Origin of the sequence: Candidatus Pantoea floridensis, from assembly GCF_900215435.1 — a bacterium.
Taxonomy (GTDB): Bacteria; Pseudomonadota; Gammaproteobacteria; order Enterobacterales; family Enterobacteriaceae; genus Pantoea; species Pantoea floridensis.
The window spans coordinates 669937-689143 of record NZ_OCMY01000002.1 but is presented as its reverse complement, the minus strand read 5'-3'; the positions used below and the strand labels follow the sequence as shown (position 1 = coordinate 689143).

16 protein-coding genes are annotated in these 19207 nt (G+C 54.2%); 8 read left to right on the top strand and 8 right to left on the bottom strand.

The window, feature by feature from the left end:
- The first annotated feature begins 8 nt into the window (after positions 1-8).
- Entirely contained in the window at positions 9-137 is a 129-nt protein-coding gene (locus tag CRO19_RS26315) for a hypothetical protein (RefSeq protein WP_320204532.1), read from the top strand.
- Positions 138-177: 40 nt separating this feature from the next.
- Here CRO19_RS26315 and CRO19_RS23785 read toward each other — a convergent pair whose 3' ends face one another.
- On the bottom strand, positions 178-621 hold the full coding sequence (locus CRO19_RS23785; RefSeq protein WP_097098292.1) for a VOC family protein: 444 nt from the start codon (positions 619-621) through the stop codon (positions 178-180).
- A gap of 475 nt (positions 622-1096) precedes the next feature.
- Here CRO19_RS23785 and CRO19_RS23780 point away from each other — a divergent pair, with 475 nt between their 5' ends.
- Together CRO19_RS23780 and CRO19_RS23775 are read left to right on the top strand one after the other, a co-directional pair.
- Positions 1097-1330 carry a YgdI/YgdR family lipoprotein gene (locus CRO19_RS23780; RefSeq protein ID WP_097098291.1) on the top strand — a complete coding sequence of 78 codons (234 nt, stop codon included), beginning with the start codon at positions 1097-1099 and terminating at the stop codon, positions 1328-1330.
- Between the two features lie 20 nt (positions 1331-1350).
- A complete protein-coding gene (locus CRO19_RS23775; protein ID WP_097098290.1) occupies positions 1351-1581 on the top strand; it encodes a YgdI/YgdR family lipoprotein in 231 nt (76 codons plus the stop codon).
- 103 nt (positions 1582-1684) lie between these two features.
- On the opposite strand, the gene malT is transcribed toward CRO19_RS23775, so the two are convergent.
- Positions 1685-4387 (bottom strand): HTH-type transcriptional regulator MalT, encoded by a 2703-nt coding sequence (malT, locus tag CRO19_RS23770; protein WP_097098289.1) that lies wholly within the window; start codon positions 4385-4387, stop codon positions 1685-1687.
- A 274-nt stretch (positions 4388-4661) separates the two neighbouring features.
- Between malT and malP the strand changes: the two genes are divergently transcribed.
- A complete protein-coding gene (malP, locus tag CRO19_RS23765) occupies positions 4662-7055 on the top strand; it encodes a maltodextrin phosphorylase (RefSeq protein WP_097098288.1) in 2394 nt (797 codons plus the stop codon).
- Positions 7052-9106 (top strand): 4-alpha-glucanotransferase, encoded by a 2055-nt coding sequence (malQ, locus tag CRO19_RS23760; protein ID WP_097098287.1) that lies wholly within the window; start codon positions 7052-7054, stop codon positions 9104-9106. Before malP ends, malQ begins: the two co-directional genes overlap by 4 nt.
- Positions 9107-9399: 293 nt before the next feature.
- Here malQ and malM read toward each other — a convergent pair whose 3' ends face one another.
- The 3 genes from malM to malK all read right to left on the bottom strand — a co-directional run bounded on the left by malM (position 9400) and on the right by malK (position 12873).
- Complete coding sequence (gene malM, locus CRO19_RS23755) at positions 9400-10323, bottom strand: maltose operon protein MalM (protein WP_097098286.1); 924 nt, start codon at positions 10321-10323, stop codon at positions 9400-9402.
- A 97-nt stretch (positions 10324-10420) separates the two neighbouring features.
- Entirely contained in the window at positions 10421-11722 is a 1302-nt protein-coding gene (locus CRO19_RS23750; RefSeq protein ID WP_097098285.1) for a maltoporin, read from the bottom strand.
- Between the two features lie 41 nt (positions 11723-11763).
- The gene (gene malK / locus CRO19_RS23745; RefSeq protein ID WP_097098284.1) at positions 11764-12873 is read right to left on the bottom strand and encodes a maltose/maltodextrin ABC transporter ATP-binding protein MalK; all 1110 of its coding nucleotides are present in this window, start codon (positions 12871-12873) and stop codon (positions 11764-11766) included.
- Positions 12874-13232: 359 nt separating this feature from the next.
- Here malK and malE point away from each other — a divergent pair, with 359 nt between their 5' ends.
- Genes malE through malG form a run of 3 tightly spaced genes read left to right on the top strand, consistent with a single transcriptional unit; the run spans position 13233 to position 16904 of the window.
- The gene (gene malE, locus CRO19_RS23740) at positions 13233-14423 is read left to right on the top strand and encodes a maltose/maltodextrin ABC transporter substrate-binding protein MalE (protein WP_141400280.1); all 1191 of its coding nucleotides are present in this window, start codon (positions 13233-13235) and stop codon (positions 14421-14423) included.
- 60 nt (positions 14424-14483) lie between these two features.
- On the top strand, positions 14484-16004 hold the full coding sequence (gene malF, locus CRO19_RS23735) for a maltose ABC transporter permease MalF (RefSeq protein ID WP_097098282.1): 1521 nt from the start codon (positions 14484-14486) through the stop codon (positions 16002-16004).
- Positions 16005-16013: 9 nt separating this feature from the next.
- Positions 16014-16904 (top strand): maltose ABC transporter permease MalG, encoded by an 891-nt coding sequence (gene malG, locus CRO19_RS23730; RefSeq protein WP_097098281.1) that lies wholly within the window; start codon positions 16014-16016, stop codon positions 16902-16904.
- Positions 16905-16987: 83 nt separating this feature from the next.
- Here the strand turns inward: malG and CRO19_RS23725 are convergent, their stop codons facing one another.
- The 3 genes from CRO19_RS23725 to CRO19_RS23710 all read right to left on the bottom strand — a co-directional run bounded on the left by CRO19_RS23725 (position 16988) and on the right by CRO19_RS23710 (position 18954).
- The gene (locus CRO19_RS23725) at positions 16988-17518 is read right to left on the bottom strand and encodes an O-acetyl-ADP-ribose deacetylase (protein WP_097098280.1); all 531 of its coding nucleotides are present in this window, start codon (positions 17516-17518) and stop codon (positions 16988-16990) included.
- 60 nt (positions 17519-17578) lie between these two features.
- On the bottom strand, positions 17579-18058 hold the full coding sequence (locus CRO19_RS23720; protein WP_097098279.1) for an Hcp family type VI secretion system effector: 480 nt from the start codon (positions 18056-18058) through the stop codon (positions 17579-17581).
- A gap of 197 nt (positions 18059-18255) precedes the next feature.
- A complete protein-coding gene (locus CRO19_RS23710; protein ID WP_097098277.1) occupies positions 18256-18954 on the bottom strand; it encodes a hypothetical protein in 699 nt (232 codons plus the stop codon).
- Positions 18955-19207: the final 253 nt, after the last annotated feature.

The window sequence follows — 19207 nt, the reverse complement described above, 5'->3', positions numbered from 1 at the left end:
CCGTTCAAATGAAGCTCGGCTACACGCCCAATGCGGATACGGGCGGCCGTTTAATTGAGCCGCCAGCAAACCCAGCCTGCGTAGCGTTTTTTGCGGTCAAAGGCTGGATGCCGCCAGACAGGCGCAGCGGTAATTAACAGCCGATGTCGAATGTCGCTCTTACGAGTAACACGCTGATCAATCTCTATTTGAAAGCCGGTGAGCGATAATCTCCAAACCAATCTGTTGACCGAGTGAAAGCTCAAGCGTGTTGCCATCAGGATCGGCAAAAAATGCCCAGTAACCTACCGGTGCTGATGATTGCTGCGCTGGACGACGTAAAACGCCCTCTTGTTCCGCTAAAGCCACTTTGGCATCAATTTCTTCCCTGGTTTTACAGGCTACGCCAATGTGACCAAAAGGTCCCAACGGGGTATCTACAGTAGTTTGAGACTGCACGAGTACCAATGCAAACGGACGGGTCAAATCGGAAAGCCATGCCACCTTTTGCGCTTCTGCAATTCCAGGTTCGCGCTCATGGATCACCTGCATTCCGGCGTAACGCTGATAGAAATCGACGCTACTTTCTATATCTCTCACTTGCAGCGCTATATGGCTAAAACCAATATCGTGTTCCAACATATTCCATTCCTTTAAAATAAGCAGGATTTGAATATGCCATAAATCATTAATAGCATTTGTTCTCAGGTGCTTTTACGTTCTGGCTCCACAATATGCATCTCTCACATCAGGTGCGGCATGTATTTAAACACGACATTTCTCGCTTTATTTTTTTAAATAACCCAAAAATCTTACCTAACCAAAATATAAAGTTTTAATCATGAATTCTGTATTGATATATTCAGATTAATATTCATCATCCGCCCTTGAATAATCAGCTCCGCATGGATTATTTACGTAAGGTTATCATTATATTGTTAAGTAATATTGTCTGGTAGATGTCCTGCTCAAAACGAAAACGGTGCAAGGATCGGCGCGTTTTTTATAGCCGAAATGAGGAGTTCGTGCCATGTTCTGCTCCCTCGCCTGGCTGTTTGTAAAATATGTTCTAAGCTAGTTGAGTAGTTAAAATTATTTCTGAAAGGAACTCATTACGATGAAAAAAACAGTGCTGTTAACCGCTTTTCTGGGCTCTTTTGTGGCTTTAACCTTGGCAGGTTGCTCATCTAATCAGGCAATCAAGACAACGGACGGGCGCACTATCGTCACTTCTGGCAAGCCGCAAATTGACAGTGACACCGGCCTGGTTTCTTACAAAGATGCGCAAACGGGTAAAACTGAGCAGATTAATCGCGACAAGATTACCAACATGAGCGAACTGGATAACTAATAACGCGCCTGGAGAGAGTGATGAAAAAAGCCCTATTGATCTCTGTTGCTGCAGTTGTGGCACTATCTGCCCTGACGGGCTGTACTCGCACCTCTTACGCCATCCATACCAACGATGGTCGTACTATCGTGGCCGATGGTAAACCGCAAGATGCGGAAACCGGTCTGCTGGGTTACACCGATGCCAACGGCGTCAAGCAGCAGATGAATAAGAGTGATGTGAAAGAAATTTCCGAAATCCCGAAAAAATAGGTTTTTGCAGTAAAGCGCCCGCTGTATGGGAAAATCCCATACAGCGGAGCGAAATTAAAACCTCGTAGCTAAATGTCCGTTCGCTCTCCACTCATCGTCGCTCTCATACATATCCCATCATCCTCAACATGGCCTGCGCCTGATTCATGGCGTCTGCACGATGCGTTACGCCCAATTTCTGATAAAGATTGCGAATATGCGTTTTGATGGTGGTGGCGGCAACATCCAGTTCGCCGGCAATCTGATCGTTACTGTAGCCCGAATAGATCAACCCTAATACCTGCCACTCTCGCTGGGTGAGGGGGCTGGTGCGGATAAGCTCCGGTACATCAGGATGGTTAAGCAATCGACTCACAAAACCTTCATCAAAGTGGGCAAACTTGTGACGATGATATTTATTGATCTCACTCAGAATGCGTCTGGCGCGATGATTATCGAGCTCATCCAACGTATTGAGCTGGATGAGCTGTCGCAGCTGCTGCGCCATCGCTTCTCCCTCAATAACAAAATGGCTGACGAAACCGGTGCTGCGCGCCAGTTTTAGCGCGTCTGTTAACGCCTGCTGCGCCTCGGCTTTGCGCTCGCTTTGCCAGTAAATCTGGTTCAACAGCAGCAGGTTGCGGTTCATGTCGCTCATCAGGTTGAGCGCGCGAGCATTATCATTCAGCTCATCCAGCACCACTTCGGCCTGGCTCATATTCCCCAGCAAAATTTGTGCGCGCGCCACGTTGCGCCACTGCCCTTGTAAGAAATGGTTATTGGCAAACTCAGGTTTCGCCGTCTGCCGCATCCAGTTGCTGGCGCTCTGGCTGTCGCCGGTCATCTGCCAAAAAATCACTCTGACTTTATCGGCATTGGCGATCCAGTCGCTGTGTAATGACCCATTGTTAAGCAGGTTCTCAAGACGACTCAGGTGGCTGCGCGCGTTATCGAGATTGCCGCGCGCCAGCGAACACTGCACCAGCAAACCCAGACACTGAATCTGCTGCTGCGGCTGATACCCTTTCAGGACTTTAATCCCTTCGCGCGCGGCATGCTCCGCTTCGTCCAGCCGGCCCCAGGCCCACAGCAGCTGCGCCCGGATGCGCAGCAGAAATTCATGCATTGGGAACTGCGCCAGATGCTGCTCGTTAACCAGCGCAAAGGCTCGTTCCTGCATCTCATACGCAGACTGCAAGAAACCCTGCGCGAATAAGATTTCACTCTGCTGGATCAGGCTCCACAGCGCGTAATTCCACGCTTCTTCACGACGCGCCATCTGCTCCGTTTGGCGCATGAGCTTCAGCGAGCTGCTGAGTTCACCTTTGCAGTGCATCACTTCACCCAGCACGGACGTGGCGACAATGCAGCTGTATTGACGGCTCTGCGGCAGCACATTGAGTGCCAGCAATGCCAGACGTTCGGCTTCCTCGGCATTGCCATCATTCATGGAAACCTGCGCCAGTAGCGCATTGAATTCCCCACGCAGCGCATCGTCAATTTCGCTGCTGCAGGATTGTTCAAAACGCATCAGCAGCGTGTTCACTTCGGAAAAACGGTGCTGGCTTTGCAGCAGCCAGGCCTGAAGCAGTAGCAGCTTAGGGTTTTCCTGCAGGATCGCCCACGGCAGCGCCTTTAATGACGTCTCCAGCAGCGTAAGCTCGCTTTGATTAAACAGCGCCCAGGCATACTCAAGTAAAACATCACGTAGCATCAGCGCATCACCGGCGGCCAGCGCATGATGAATGGCTTCACCGGGAAAACCCAGCGTCATCCAGCTCTCGGCCGCCGCGCGATGCAGCGCGGGCAGTTCTGCCGCTAGCTCCCACTGACAGCGCTGACGTAAAAAATTGCCAAACAGCGGATGATAGCTAAACCATTCGCCTGAGTTATCCATGCGCTGTAAAAACAGCCCTTGCCGCTCAATCTCTTCCAGCCGCATCTGCCCTTGTTCTTCCCTGGTTACGCAGGCGATCAGCGTGTCGTTCATGGAGCGCAGCAGCGCACTTTTCAGCAGAAACTGACGCGTGGCGCTATCGACGTTATTCAGCACTTCCTCAACCAAATAATCAGCTAAATGGCTGGCGTTGATACCAGAAAGACGACGCGCGGAATCCTGCGCCGAGCTGGCACCCTGGCGGGTGGAGAGCGCGATCAGCTGCAAGGCCGTTGCCCATCCCGCCACATCATCACACAAGCGTCCGCTCTCATCCGACGCCAAAGGCGTGCTCAGGCGGCAATCGAAAAATTGCTTAGCTTCATGATGAGTGAATGCCAGCTGCTGGCTGCCTAATTCAATCAGCTGCTCGCGCACGCGCAGATTGGCAATACCGAGCTGTGGCAAATTACGTGACAGCAAAATCAGCGTCACATTCTCCGGCTGATTACGTAAGAAGAAGCGCATCGCATCATGGATGGCAGGGTTGGTGATGTGGTGATAATCGTCAATGATCAACCACACCGGTTGCTGCCACAACGTCAGTTCACTGAGCAGCTGAGCAAACAAGGCGTTGAGGTTGATGTATTGCCGCTTCTGCGCCAGTGCTTCGCTGCGGGCACAGCCGCCAAGCGTTGCCTGCTGCAGGGCCGCAATCAGGTAATCAACGAAACGTTCAGGCTGATTGTCGCCCTCATCCAGTGAATACCAGCCAAGATTGGGCTTGCCTGCTGCCCATTGGGATATCAGCGTGGTTTTGCCATATCCCGCCGGACTGGTTACCAGCACCAGACGATAATTCCCCGCGGCGCTCAGTTTCTGAATCAGGCGATTACGCGCTACCGTGCTCTCGAGGCGGACTGGACGGCTGAGTTTTGAGGGTATTAACATCGGCGAACGTTTCTCCCTTAACGTGGCGCATCATTATTTTACGCTTCGTAATTAATAGTCACATACGTTCAGATATTCGTTTACCTATTGCAAGCGAACCCATAAAGCAATCTTAACAAAAGCGAGGGTTATCACATTCCTGCCACGCTTTCAGATTTCCCTCAGCCTCTCCACCCCGATCATCCTCCCCCCTGAATTTTTCGCAGGAGGAGGAGCGCCAAAAGCCCGTCGCGCAGAATGGCAGGCACTTCCTCTCGTATTGGATAACCTGGTTATGAAATTTGATCGCACCCGTTTTAAACACGCGCTGACCCGCCAGTGGCAACGATTTGGTCTGCAGGATGCAAAAGAGATGACGCCGGATCAGTGGTGGCAGGCGCTCAGCGGTGCGCTGGCCGATATGCTGGCCGACAGGCCCGCTGCGCCGCCGGCCACCTCACAGCGTCATGTGAATTACATCTCTATGGAATTTTTGCTGGGCCGCCTGACCGGCAACAATCTGCTGAACCTTGGCTGGTATGACGACGTCAATGCAGCGCTAGCCGAGTGGGATATCTCACTGAGTGACGTGGAAGAGCGTGAAATCGATCCGGCGCTGGGTAACGGAGGCCTGGGGCGTCTCGCGGCCTGTTTTCTGGATTCAATGGCGACGGTGGGACAGTCGGCCACCGGCTACGGCCTTAATTACCAGTACGGACTGTTCCGCCAGCATTTTGTTGATGGCGCCCAGCAGGAGCAACCGGATAACTGGCAGCGCGACCGCTATCCCTGGTTTAACCACAATGCGGCGCTCACGGTAGAGGTTAAGCTGGGCGGAAAAGTCATCACGCAGAACGGTGTTCCACATTGGGAACCCGCGGTGCAGATATTGGGGGAAGCCTGGGATCTGCCGGTTGTGGGTTACCAAAACGGCGTGACGCAGCCTCTGCGCCTGTGGCAGGCGAAACAGGCGCAACCGTTTGATTTGCAACGCTTCAATAACGGCGATTTTCTGCGGGCCGAGCAGCGCGGCATTGACGCTGAAAAACTGACGAAAGTGCTCTACCCCAACGACAACCACGACAGCGGCAAAAAACTGCGCCTGATGCAGCAATATTTCCAGTGTGCCTGCTCGCTGGCGGACATCCTGCGCCGTCATCATCGCGCCGGACGCCCTATTGAATCTTTGCCAGATTATGAGGTGATTCAGCTTAACGATACCCATCCGACCCTGGCGATTCCGGAACTGATGCGCCTGCTGCTGGACGAGCATCAACTGAGCTGGGAAAACGCGTGGCAGATTACGCAGCACACTTTTGCCTACACTAACCACACCTTAATGCCTGAAGCGCTGGAGTGTTGGGACGTGCGCATGGTGCGCGCCCTGCTGCCGCGCCATATGATGATTATCAACACCTTAAACGCACAGTTGAAGAAGCAAGTTAACGCGCGCTGGCCTGGTGAGGACGCGATCTGGACGAAGCTGGCGCTGGTGCACAATAATCAGCTACGCATGGCAAATCTCTGCGTCACCAGCGGTTTTGCGGTGAACGGCGTGGCCGCGCTGCACTCACAGCTGGTGGTCAACGATCTCTTCCCCGAATACCACGCGCTGTGGCCAGAGAAATTTCATAACGTCACCAATGGCATCACCCCACGCCGCTGGATCAATCAGTGCAATCCCGCGCTTGCCGCGCTGATTAGCCAAACGCTCGACCAGCCGTGGTTAACCGATCTGAGCAAGCTTGAGGCGCTAGAGGTGTACGCCGATCATGCCGCATTCCAGGCGCAATACCGCGCGATTAAGCAGCAAAATAAGCTGGCACTCACGGCCTGGATTGCAGAACGCACCGGCGTGGTAGTGAATCCCGAGGCGATGTTTGATGTGCAAATCAAACGCCTGCACGAATATAAACGTCAGCATCTTGCGCTGCTGCACATCATTGCCTTGTGGCAAACCTTAGTAAGCGACCCGCAGGCCAATCTGGCGCCGCGCGTGGTGCTGTTTGGCGCGAAAGCCGCACCGGGATATGTACTGGCGAAAAATATCATCTACGCCATTAACAAAGTGGCGGCCACTATCAACAACGATCCGCGCATTGGCGACCGCCTAAAAGTCGTGTTTATTCCGGATTACAATGTGTCGGTGGCGGAACGACTGATTCCGGCGGCGGATTTATCCGAGCAGATTTCCACGGCAGGCAAAGAGGCTTCCGGCACCGGCAACATGAAGCTGGCGCTCAACGGGGCGTTAACCATCGGCACGCTGGACGGCGCTAATGTGGAGATCGCCGAGCAGGTTGGCAGTGAAAATATCTTTATCTTCGGGCATACAGTGGATCAGGTCCGCGCGCTGAAGGCCAATGGATACGCGCCTGACGCCTGGCGGAAAAAAGATCCGCAGCTCGATAGGGTGCTCAAGGCGTTAGAAGATGGCACCTTTAGCGACGGCGACGCCAGCGCTTTCGCCCCCTTATTGCAAAGTCTTAGCACTGCGGGCGGCGATCCCTATCTGGTGCTGGCCGATTTTCGCCACTACCTGAACGCCCAGGCGCAGGCAGAGGCTTTGTGGGCCGATCAACATGGCTGGACGCGCGCCGCCATCCTCAACACCGCGCGCTGCGGTATGTTCAGCTCCGACCGCGCAATACGAGACTATCAGCAACGCATCTGGCAGGCCGCGCGATGAGCAGCACCATGACACCAGCATTTGAAATCGAGTCTGCCATCGCCAGCGATTACATCGACGCGCATGGTCGTTTGCAATCCGTCTCCGCCGTTACCCGCCAGCGTCTGCTGGCGGCTATGCATCCTCGCCGGCAGAGATCCTCACCGCTGCCGCCGGTCTGGATCGTGCACGCGCAATCGGCTGAAATTGTGCTGCCCGCGTCTGACGTAAGTGCGGCCTGGCAACTGGTGAGTGAACAGGGCGAAAGCTGGAGCGGCCAATGCGTAGCCAACCAGCCGATCGCCTTGCCGTCGCTGCCGTTGGGCTACCACCAACTGACTGTGCACGCGCAGCCGCAGCCGTTGCACTGCAGTATTATCGTCGCACCCGTTCGCTGCTATGAGCCGCCGGCCATCACGCAGGGACAATCGTTGTGGGGTGCGTGTATTCAGCTGTATACCCTGCGCTCTGCCACCAACTGGGGCATCGGCGACTTCGGCGATCTCCAGCAGATGCTGGCAGAGGTAGCCCAGCGCGGCGCGGCCTGCGTTGGCCTTAATCCTTTGCACGCGCTGTTCCCGGCACTGCCGGAGAGTGCCAGCCCTTATAGCCCGTCGTCGCGTCGCTGGCTCAATATGCTGTATATCGACGTCGCCGCCGTAGAGGACTTTAAGCAGAGTGAAGAGGCGCAGCGCTGGTGGCATTCGGCTGCGACACAGCAGGCTTTGCAGGCGGCGCGTGATGCTGAGTGGGTCGATTATTCGGCCGTTACCCACCTTAAGCTGGAAGCGCTGCGCCTTGCCTGGCAGCACTTCAGAAAGCGCGATGCTGACGATAAGCAAGTGAACGCTTTTGCTGCTTTTATCGCAGAAGGCGGAGAAAGTTTGCTGCATCAGGGCGTTTTTGATGCGCTGCACGCCGCACAAATCGCCGAGGATCCTCAACGCTACGACTGGACAACCTGGCCTGCCGCCTTGCAATCACCTGATAGCCCGGTGGTACGGGCATTTCGTATCGAGCATACCTACGAGGTGCGCTTCTATCTGTGGCTGCAATGGCTGGCCGCCAGCCAGTTCGCTGCCTGCTGGGCTGTTTGTCAAAAACACCGGATGCCGATTGGTTTATACCGCGATCTGGCGGTTGGCGTGGCACAGGGTGGCGCAGAAACCTGGAGCGATCGCGAGCTGTACTGCTTGCAGGCCAGCGTCGGCGCGCCACCGGATATTCTCGGCCCGCTGGGACAGAACTGGGGACTGCCACCGATGGATCCGCAAATCATGCAGGCCCGCGCTTACGAGCCGTGGATTGCACTACTGCGCGCCAATATGCGCGACTGTGGCGCACTGCGTATCGATCACGTGATGGCGCTGCTGCGACTGTGGTGGATCCCGCTGGGAGAAACCGCTGCAGAAGGCGCTTACGTTCATTATCCTATCGACGATTTGCTCGCCATTCTCGCGCTGGAAAGCCAGCGCCATCGGTGCATGGTTATCGGCGAGGATTTGGGCACGGTACCGGAAAAGATTATCGGCAAACTGCAGCAGGCGGGCGTTTACTCCTACAAAGTGCTCTACTTTGAACAGACGTCAAAAACGGCGTTTCGTCCCCCTTCTCACTGGCCACGTCAGGCGATGGCGGTGGCAACCACGCACGATATGCCGACGCTGCGCGGCTGGTGGCAAAGTGACGATTTGCGCCTCGGGAGTGAGCTTGGGTTGTATCCGGATAAGCAGATTCTGGCTGGGCTTCACAAAGCGCGCTTAGCGGCCACGCAAGCATTGTTCAAGACTTTGCAACGCAGCGGCTATCTGTTAGATCGGGTTGACACACCGATAATGAATCAAGCATTAAGCGCGGCGCTGCATCGCTATCTGGCTGACAGCCGCAGCGCGCTGCTGGGATTGCAACCCGAGGACTGGCTGGATATGGCAGCCCCGGTGAATATTCCCGGCACCACCACGCACTATCCCAACTGGCGACGCAAGCTGAGCGCCTCGCTGGAGGAGATGTTCGCCAACCCGCAGATTAACGCCTTGCTGGCGGATATCGATCGGCGGCGAAAGCTGGTTTGAAATGTTGTAGGGTGCGCATTAATGCGCACCGGGTCGCCATAAATGACGACCCTACAGGATCCGCGGCGCATGCATTTCCGCGCCAGGGTTTCCTGATGCACGGTTTTGTAGGGCGCGTATTGATGCGCACCGGGTCGCCATTAATGACGACCCTACAGGATCCGTGGCGCATGCATTTCCACGCCAGGGTTTCCTGATGCACGGTTTCGTAGGGTGCGCATTAATGCGCACCTGGCATAAAAAAGGTGCGCCGAAGCGCACCAGATGGAACAAATCAACACTGTCGGGGCGCTTTACCCCTTGCCTTTAACACTGCTGATAAAAACTTTCCTCGCCGAGGTTGAGCCCAAACGCTCGGCCTCATCCAGCAGCTTCAACGCTTTATCGATATTGCCCTGATCGACCGCCTGACGAATGCTCTGATTAAAATAGCCTTCGGTATCGGTCATGATCGGTTCACGTTTGGCGTCCGGTGCAGGTGCTGCGTGATACACCGCAGGCGCAACCGGCTGGGTATTTCCCACCGTTACCGGCGCGGGGCCAGATGAACCAAACAACGGCCCGACCAAAATGGATGAACCTGAACTGGTTTTTACTTTCAGCTTCAACGTGCCTTCACGGCTGTGGCGCGCAATAGGATCGGGAATATCCGGTATCGCATTGCCGGTGCCTTTGGCGTACGCCTTAGCCGGATCCAGTAACGTAGTGGTTTCGGTCAAATCCTTATCAGTGGTGAACACCAGCAGATATATCTTTTGCTGCCCGAGCGCAGGGGTCAGCTTCATCACGCCTTCCAGCCGATCCGCGGCCATTACGCCCGGTTGCTGATAGGTGAAGAAGCGTGCCGGGAACCAGGCCGCAGGGCGCATATTCTCATCCAGAACCAGCACATTCGGCGCAAATACCCGATTTTGCTGCACTTCGCTGCTTAGCGTGATGGTGAGTTCACCGATGTTAGCCGGCAGGCTATAGGCAGCCACCGCTCCCGTTACGCCTGCGGCATTCAAATTCGTTCCCTTTTCCGTCAGCGTGGTGGCCTGGGTGCGGGACGTATCCACCGGCAGCCAGCTTAAAGTTTGCAGGCTGGAGGCAGGAATCGTTGGCGCGGCTGAGAGATCCTGCGGCACCAGATTCACTTCGGCGAAGGCCGGTAAACTCTGGCCAGCCAGCAGCGCCGCGCTCAGGCAGAGCGCAAAAACCGTTTTTTTCATTCTCATTGTGATACCTCAAAAAGCTGTCAGGCAGCGGCGCGAACCAGGCAATGGCGCGCCGCGCCGAAAAGAGATGGTCTCAGTCAGGACATCAGCGGGAGCATTACCACCAAATCTCCATCTGCGCCCCGAACGTCCACTCATCGTTGTTGCCACGGCTGTTGGTTAAAATGCCGTTGCCGCTGCTGTCGTTAGACGCAAATGAGGTCAAGTCGCCGGCGCTGTCTTTGCTGTAACCCCACTTCTCATCCCACTTGGCGTAAGTGGCGAACAGACGCAATGCCGGACGCGACCAGATGCTATCGCCCGCCTGCCACTGTTGCGCCAGTGTCACTTTGTATTGGCCGTTGCGCTCGCTCACCTGCTGCGACTTCACGTTGTCGTAGCCCACTTCCAGCAAGGTGCTCATGATTGGCGTCCATTTGTACATTGGGCGCACGCCCACGGTGTACCACTCGGTACCGCGGTTGTTATCAAGATCGGTGTTCTGGTACATGGCGACATACATCAGATCCCAGCGTTCGGCGAGGTTGATCGCGCCGTGATCGAGCACGCGGTACATGCTGCCGCTGTTATTGATATTGGTGCCCTGCGGCAACCCTTTGCCCTGCGAGGTCAACGCATCGGTGGCGTATTGCAGCACGAATTTGTTGTAGCCCTTCATCATGCTTTGGGTATGTTCGGCAGTGAACATCCAACCATCTTTGGAGGCGTTATCTTCCAGACGATAGCCATCACGCGCGTTGGCGCGGCCGTAATCGACGCCCAGTTCCAGCACGCCGTCCGGGTTGGTCTCAATGCCCGCCAGACGTACATCGAACACGTCGTTCGCAGTACTGGTGGCGTAATCACGGATCCGATCGCTGGAGAAGGTGTAAGAACCGCCGGCTTCTGAGGAGCGCGTGGCGGCGAACGAAAGTTTACCGAAGCCGAGGTCAACATCTTCCAGACCGGCACCCGGACCGGAGATATCCCAGTAGTAGAAGTCGATCATGTGGACGTCATGGCGCTGATAGAAACGCTTACCGGCCCAGATGGTGGATCCCGGCAGGGCGTCAATCAGGTTTTTTCCTTTTACGTTGGCTTCACGAAATGCCGGGGACGTCGCTTCCCAGTCATTCTGTTGTGAGACGGAGTAGGCGACGTTGGTATCGAAATAGAAGCTCTTATCGCCCTCTTTCCACACTTCCTGGCCCAGTTTCAGTTCAGCGTAGGTTTCACATTCGTTCCCCAAACGGTATTTACTTTGAGCACCGGTGGCCTGAAAACATTGCTGTTCCCCGCCGCTGCCGGTCCAGCCGATGCCCGAACGAGCATAGCCGGTAAAATCGACTGCCATTGACGGGGCAGAGAGCGTGCCCGCCGCGATAGCAACCGCGAGAGGGAGTTTGCGCAGAGTTAACATTTTCTATCTCCTGAGGTCATTGCTTTTATTGTTTTGCAGGGCTAAACACCGGGCTCCTGATGAAGCCTGCGACAGGCGCTGCCATCTTCACGGAAAAGATGGCAACGCTCCGGCGGCAGGCCGATGCCCATCAGGGCGCCCTCTTCTACCAGCACGACGTCATCCTGGCGATAAACCAGGCTTTGACGAATAGCGGGAATTTGGATGTGAATTTGCGTTTCGTGACCCAACTGCTCGACGACCATCACCTCGCCTTCGAGGGTGACGTCGGCAATATCGCTGGAGAGCAGATGCTCGGGCCGGATGCCTAACGACATGTTGCTGCCCACCTGAACGTCGGCGCTATCGACCGGCAGCCACACCAGCTGCGTGTTGGGTAAGCGCACCTGAACCTGATCGATCGCGGTGGCGGTCACTTTTACCGGTAAGAAATTCATGCGTGGCGAACCGATAAAGCCGGCGACGAAACGATTGGCGGGATAGTGATAAAGCTCGAGCGGCTTGCCGACCTGGGCAACGCGTCCGGCATCCAGCACCACGATTTTGTCGGCCAGCGTCATCGCTTCGGTTTGATCGTGGGTGACATAAATCATGGTGCGATTCAGGCGCTTATGCAGGCGAGAGATCTCAATTCGCATCTGCACGCGCAGTGCCGCGTCGAGGTTAGAGAGTGGCTCATCCAGTAAAAACACGCGGGGTTCTGCCACCAGCGTACGACCAATCGCCACGCGCTGGCGCTGCCCGCCGGAGAGCGCTTTAGGACGGCGATCCAGCAGATGCGCCAGCTGCAACACCTCCGCGACCTGGTTGACCCGCTGCTGGATTTCCGCTTTACGCGTTCCGGCCAACTTCAGGCCAAATGACATGTTCTCCGCCACCGAAAGATGCGGGTACAGCGCGTAAGACTGGAACACCATGCCGATGCCGCGCTCCGCAGGCGGCACTTCGTTCATGCGTTGGTCACCAATAAACAGATCGCCGCTGGTGATGGTTTCGAGACCGGCAATCATGCGCAGCAGCGTCGATTTTCCACAGCCTGAAGGGCCGACAAACACCACGAACTCCCCTTCAGCTATTTCCAGGCTGATGTTTTTCGACACCTCGGTATCACCCCACACTTTGGAGACGCCGCGTAACGTAACGCTCGACATGATCATTTCCTCTCAGCTCACTCTTGTCCGCAGGTTGGCGGACAGACCCCGGCGACCACTATGGGCAAGGACGCTACGCCCGACATCCTCCACCGCAGCGCATCCGCGTGGGGGAGGAGACGGGAGGAGGAGAACGCGAGGAGTCAGGCGTTAAAGCGCGGAAGGCGATGATTTTTGTGATCGATAACGCAGAGCTGCGCGGTAATTTTGTGCGCCAACCCGTGATAAGGGGGCGGTTTTGTAACGCAGATCACAGTGGATGAGCGGCAGGCGTAGAGCTGGGGAGGATGAGAAGCCGAGACAGATACGCACAATGTGGTGGGTAAAACGATTTCCGTTTCCGCTAACAGGATGGAGTTATGACAATGAAAACCGGTGCACGCATTCTTGCCCTTTCCGCCCTGACGGCCGTGCTGTTTTCAGCTTCCGCCGTTGCCAAAATTGAAGAGGGAAAGCTGGTCATCTGGATCAACGGCGATAAGGGCTATAACGGCCTGGCTGAAGTGGGTAAAAAATTTGAGCAGGAGACCGGCATTAAGGTCACGGTTGAGCATCCGGACAAAATGGAAGAGAAGTATCCGCAGGTTGCCGCCACCGGCGACGGACCGGACATCATCTTCTGGGCGCACGACCGTTTCGGCGGTTACGCGCAGTCAGGCTTGTTAGCGGAGATCTCACCGGACGCCACTTTCCAACAGAAGATTTTCCCGTTCACCTGGGATGCGGTGCGCTTCAACGGCAAACTGATCGGTTATCCGATTTCAGTCGAGTCGTTATCGCTGATTTACAACAAGGATCTGCTGCCTGAGCCGCCAAAAAGCTGGGAAGAGATCGCTGCGCTAGACAAAAAAATGCGCGCGCAAGGCAAGAGCGCCATGATGTTCAACCTGCAAGAGCCGTACTTCACCTGGCCACTGCTGGCAGCCGGTGGCGCCTATGCCTTTAAGCTTAACGATGGCCGCTACGACGTGAAGGATACCGGTGTCGATAATGCCGGCGCTAAAGCGGGCATGACCTTCCTTGTCGATCAGGTGAAGGCGAAAACGCTGAATGCCGACACCGATTACTCCATCGCCGAAGCCGCCTTCAACAAGGGGCAAACCGCCATGACCATTAACGGGCCGTGGGCGTGGAGCAACATCGATAAGAGCAAGATTAACTACGGCGTCACGCTGCTGCCTACGCTCAATGGCAAACCCTCGAAAACCTTTGTCGGCGTGCTGAGTGCGGGTATCAATGCCGCCAGCCCGAACAAAGAGCTGGCGAAAGAGTTTCTGGAAAACTACCTGCTGACCGATGCTGGCCTCGACGCCGTCAACAAAGACAAGCCGTTAGGCGCAGTGGCGCTGAAATCTTTCCAGCAGACGCTGGAGAAGGATGAACGCATCGCCGCCACTATGAATAACGCGCGTAACGGCGACATCATGCCAAACATTCCGCAGATGGCCGCCTTCTGGTACGCCATGCGCACCGCCACGCTAAATGCGCTGAGCGGTCGTCAAAGCGTGGACGCGGCACTGAAAGATGCGCAGGCGCGTCTCAACAAGTAATCCTCTCTACCAGAGCCGGATCGCTCCGGCTCGTTACTGGCTGTTAAGGAAAACCGCATCATGTCAGGAAAACCGAAAACAGCACGCTACGGCGCCGTGCTGAAGGCTCTTTTTCTCGGTATCTGCTGTCTGCTGGTCGGCTATCTGCTCGTGCTGATGTATGCAAAAGGTGAATATCTGTTTGCGCTGGTGACGCTGATTATCAGCGCCGTCGGCATCTGGATTTATGCAAATCGTCGCGCCTACGCCTGGCGCTATGTCTATCCCGGGCTGGCGGGCATGGCGCTGTTCGTGCTGTTTCCCCTCGCCTGCACCGTTGCGATTGCTTTCACTAACTACAGCAGCACCAACCAGCTGACGCTGGAGCGGGCGCAACAGGTGTTGCTGAGCCGACAGTATCAGGATGGCTCGGCGCTCAATTTTTCGCTGTTTCCGGCGGGCGATCGTTGGCAGTTGGTGCTGACGGAAGCCTCCAACGGGCAAACCTTTGTTTCCCCCGCATTTGCCTTTGGCGGCGCGCAACAGCTGAAACTCACCAGCGCCCCGCCCCCTGCCGGTGAACGTGCCACGCTGCGCATCGTCACCAGCAATCGCCAGGCGCTGAACCAGATTCAGGCTGAACTGCCGGATGGTCGTCGCGTGGTGATGAGCTCGCTGAGGCAGTTCTCCGGCACGCGGCCGCTCTATGCGTTGCAGCCGAACGGGGATCTGAAGAATCAACAAAGCGGCGCGCTGTATCAGGCCAATCGTGACACCGGCTTCTATCAGAACGCCAGTGGTGAAGCGCTCAGCCCGGGCTTCACGGTGAACAGCGGCTGGAAAAACTTCATCCGTGTGTTTACTGATGAAGGGATTCAGAAGCCGTTTCTGGCCATTTTTGGCTGGACGCTGCTGTTCTCATTCATCACCGTGATCCTGACCGTGGCGGTCGGTATGGTATTAGCCTGTTTGGTGCAGTGGGAAGCGCTGAAAGGCAAGGCGGTGTATCGCGTGATGTTGATTTTGCCGTATGCCGTGCCGGCGTTTATCTCGATCCTGATCTTTAAAGGGCTGTTCAACCAGAGCTTCGGTGAAATCAACGTGATGCTAAAGGCGCTGTTTGGTTTTCAGCCCGCCTGGTTCAGCGATCCGACGCTGGCGCGCACCATGCTGGTGATTGTGAACACCTGGCTCGGTTATCCCTACATGATGATTCTGTGTATGGGATTGCTGAAAGCGATTCCGGACGATCTCTATGAAGCGTCGGCAATGGACGGCGCCGGGCCGATGCAGAATTTCTTCCTGATTACCCTGCCGCTGCTATTGAAGCCGCTGATGCCGCTGATGATCGCCAGTTTTGCCTTTAACTTTAATAACTTTGTGCTGGTGCAGCTGCTGACCAACGGCGGGCCAGATCGTATCGGCACCACCACGCCGGCCGGCTATACCGATTTACTGGTGAATTACACCTGGCGTATCGCGTTTGAAGGCGGCGGCGGGCAGGACTTTGGCCTGGCGGCAGCGATTGCCACGCTGATCTTCCTGCTGGTGGGCGCGCTGGCGGTGATCAATCTGAAAGCCGTGCGGATGAAATTCGATTAAGGAGGCGTTATGGCTATGGTACAACCCAAGTCGCAAAAGCTGCGTCTGTTGATGACGCATCTGCTGCTGCTGATGTTTATTGCGGGGATACTGTTTCCGCTGCTGATGGTCTTCGCCATCTCACTGCGCGCCGGTAATTTCGCTACTGGCTCGCTGATTCCGGATCAGATTTCCTGGGAACACTGGCAGCTAGCGCTAGGCTTCAGCGTGGAGCACGCCGACGGCCGCGTGACGCCACCGCCGTTCCCGGTGCTGCTATGGCTGTGGAACTCGGTAAAGATCGCCGCCATCAGCGCCATTGGCATTGTGGCGCTCTCCACCACCTGCGCCTACGCTTTTGCGCGCATGCGCTTTGCCGGACGCGCCACCTTGTTAAAAGGCATGCTGATTTTCCAGATGTTCCCCGCTGTGCTGTCGCTGGTGGCGCTCTATGCGCTGTTTGATCGCCTGGGACAATATCTGCCGTTTATCGGCCTCAACACCCATGGCGGCGTGATCTTTGCCTACCTTGGCGGCATTGCCCTGCACGTCTGGACTATTAAAGGCTATTTCGAAACCATCGATGGCTCGCTGGAAGAAGCCGCCGCGCTGGATGGTGCCACGCCGTGGCAGGCATTCCGACTGGTGCTGCTGCCGCTGTCGGTACCGATTCTGGCGGTGGTGTTTATTCTGGCGTTTATCGCCGCTGTAACGGAAGTGCCGGTTGCATCGCTGCTGCTGCGCGATGTGAACAGCTACACGCTGGCGGTCGGCATGCAGCAATATCTCAACCCGCAAAACTATCTGTGGGGCGACTTTGCCGCTGCGGCGGTGTTGTCTGCGATTCCGATTACGCTGGTGTTCTTACTGGCACAACGCTGGCTGGTCAGCGGCCTGACGGCCGGTGGCGTGAAAGGCTAATCCGATTATTATCCTCCTTCCTCAACGTTCACTGCAGTTGAGGTTTTTGGCGGCCTTAGGGCCGCTTTTTTTATTCTGAAGAATTATTGATCATGTTGTTCATCCAACATTTTTAAATACAGACCGTAATTTTCCTCGTCAAAGCAGACCAAATTGACTCTCTCGATTTTGGGGTTATCACGCAAACTTTGGTTAATCACATCCAGCGCGATTTGAGCCGCCAGCGCTTTAGGAAATTTGTAAATACCAGTGCTGATATTGGGAAACGAAACGGTTTGAATGCCATATTCAGCGATCAGTTTAAAACAGCTCAGATAGGCATTTTTCAACAACGTTTCTTCGTCATGTTTCCCATCATGCCAGTGTGGTCCAACGGTGTGAATGACATATTTTACCGGCAAATCTCCCGCCGTGGTGATGACTGCATCTCCGACTTTACAGCCACCTTGTCGATTCCTGATTTTCTGGCATTCAGCCAGAATCGCTGGCCCACCTGCCCGATGGATGGCACCATCAACACCGCCTCCGCCCAGTAAGGAGGTGTTGGCGGCGTTCACAATAGCGTCTGCCGGAACTTTGGTTATGTCATCTTTGAGCAATACTATTTTGTTCATGTTAGTTCTCCTCCTTAAAATCAGCTGTCCTGGACTTTACAGTCACAGCATCAAACGAGATTAAGCGATCATTCTCTCATTCCATCCATCCTTAAACACAATGTTGCCGTCGACATATTTCCATGTGATCGTTTCATATCGTAGCTCAATATTTTCCAGATGCGTGCTGGTCTGGCCGTTTGGCAGCAGGGCCGGAGAGATGCTCGAGATTTTGACGTTATCCAGGAGAATATTAAAATATTCAATTTCAATGCCCGCTTCGTTAATTCGGTACATCTTGATAGTGGCAGATTTCAGCGTTCTGGCCTGACATAATGCACGCAACAGCACCGGCGTTGTTCTATCGAACTCCTTTTGAATGGATATCGGTGCATGAATCCGTGTGGCTGTCAGCCTTCCCGTATGCGAATCCACCGGAATCGTAATATTGTGCATGACCGAATTGAGCTCTATCGAACCAAGTCTTGTCGGCATTGTGCACGAACCCACAATCGGAGAACCACTTTCATCTTCTAACCAGAGATGTGCTGGAGTTGACATATTTAATCCTTTAAATTAACGAAATTTATAAACAAAAAATGTCAGAGCGCATAGATAAAATATCCCCACACTCAACATCCCACTATCTGGATAATAAATTACCTTTAACACGCCAAATATTAAAGTAGTTATAACCGGGCCATAGATACATAACAAAAACTTTCCTTCAGTTATTAACCACTGTTTTAAAAATCTCTTCATGCTTTTCTCATTAATTTCATTAAAACTTCAGCGATCTCATAATCTGAAAGCCATTCGTTTTTAAGTGCGCCTGCACGCATTAGCGTAGTTTCAACAAGGAAATACATCATTTCGAGCTCACGGACATATAATGCGTGATAATAAGGCGGATGCATTAACTGCAGGCGCTTCGCGCTATCTGCTGCATTCTGAACTACCCCATAAATTCCCAAGCCACCGGCCATAACCCCAACGACTTGTCCAATGTTTCTTCCAACAGGTAGCGTAATGTTGAGTCCCGCTACGACCGCAAGAGTCGCGCCCAGACTAAATGAAGATGAAGTGAGTGTACTTGCAGCGATATGGATGTTAGCCCGCATTAGATGCATTTTTATTACTTCAAGCTGCCGGAAGTTTCTGTTTTGCAGTTGATAATCTAAGTATGTTTTTAGCAGTGAGAAAACAATATTTCGCTCTTTTACTAACTGCGCTACCCCCATCAGGAATCGATTATCTTCGAACGCCTGTTTTTTACAAACATCATAATATTCATCAGTAAAACACGATGCATAAAATGAAAGCCGGGTCGCACCTTTATTGATCTTACTGACTTGATCCGAAACGGCATCAATAACGCCTGCAACCGCATTGTCGAGTTTTTCTGCCAGAATCCTTTGCGCCTGAAGCTGCCGTATCACCGCATCACTGTGGTACATAAATATCCCTATCGTTAATTCCGTTAACCACAAAAACTATAGGGGAATGATAAAATTCAATGAAGCTAAATTTTAGCCAGTTATGATCCGTATTCATAAAAATAACATCGCTGAAAACCGCCCTTAGCAATGCGATTTACTCTTTCAACTAAGGAAATTTCTGAGGTGGATCAGTTAGCGTATTATCTATTATTTAATGCGCTAACTCATCGTTGATTAGCACAATTAGTTGCGGCGCGATTATCGCGCGTAT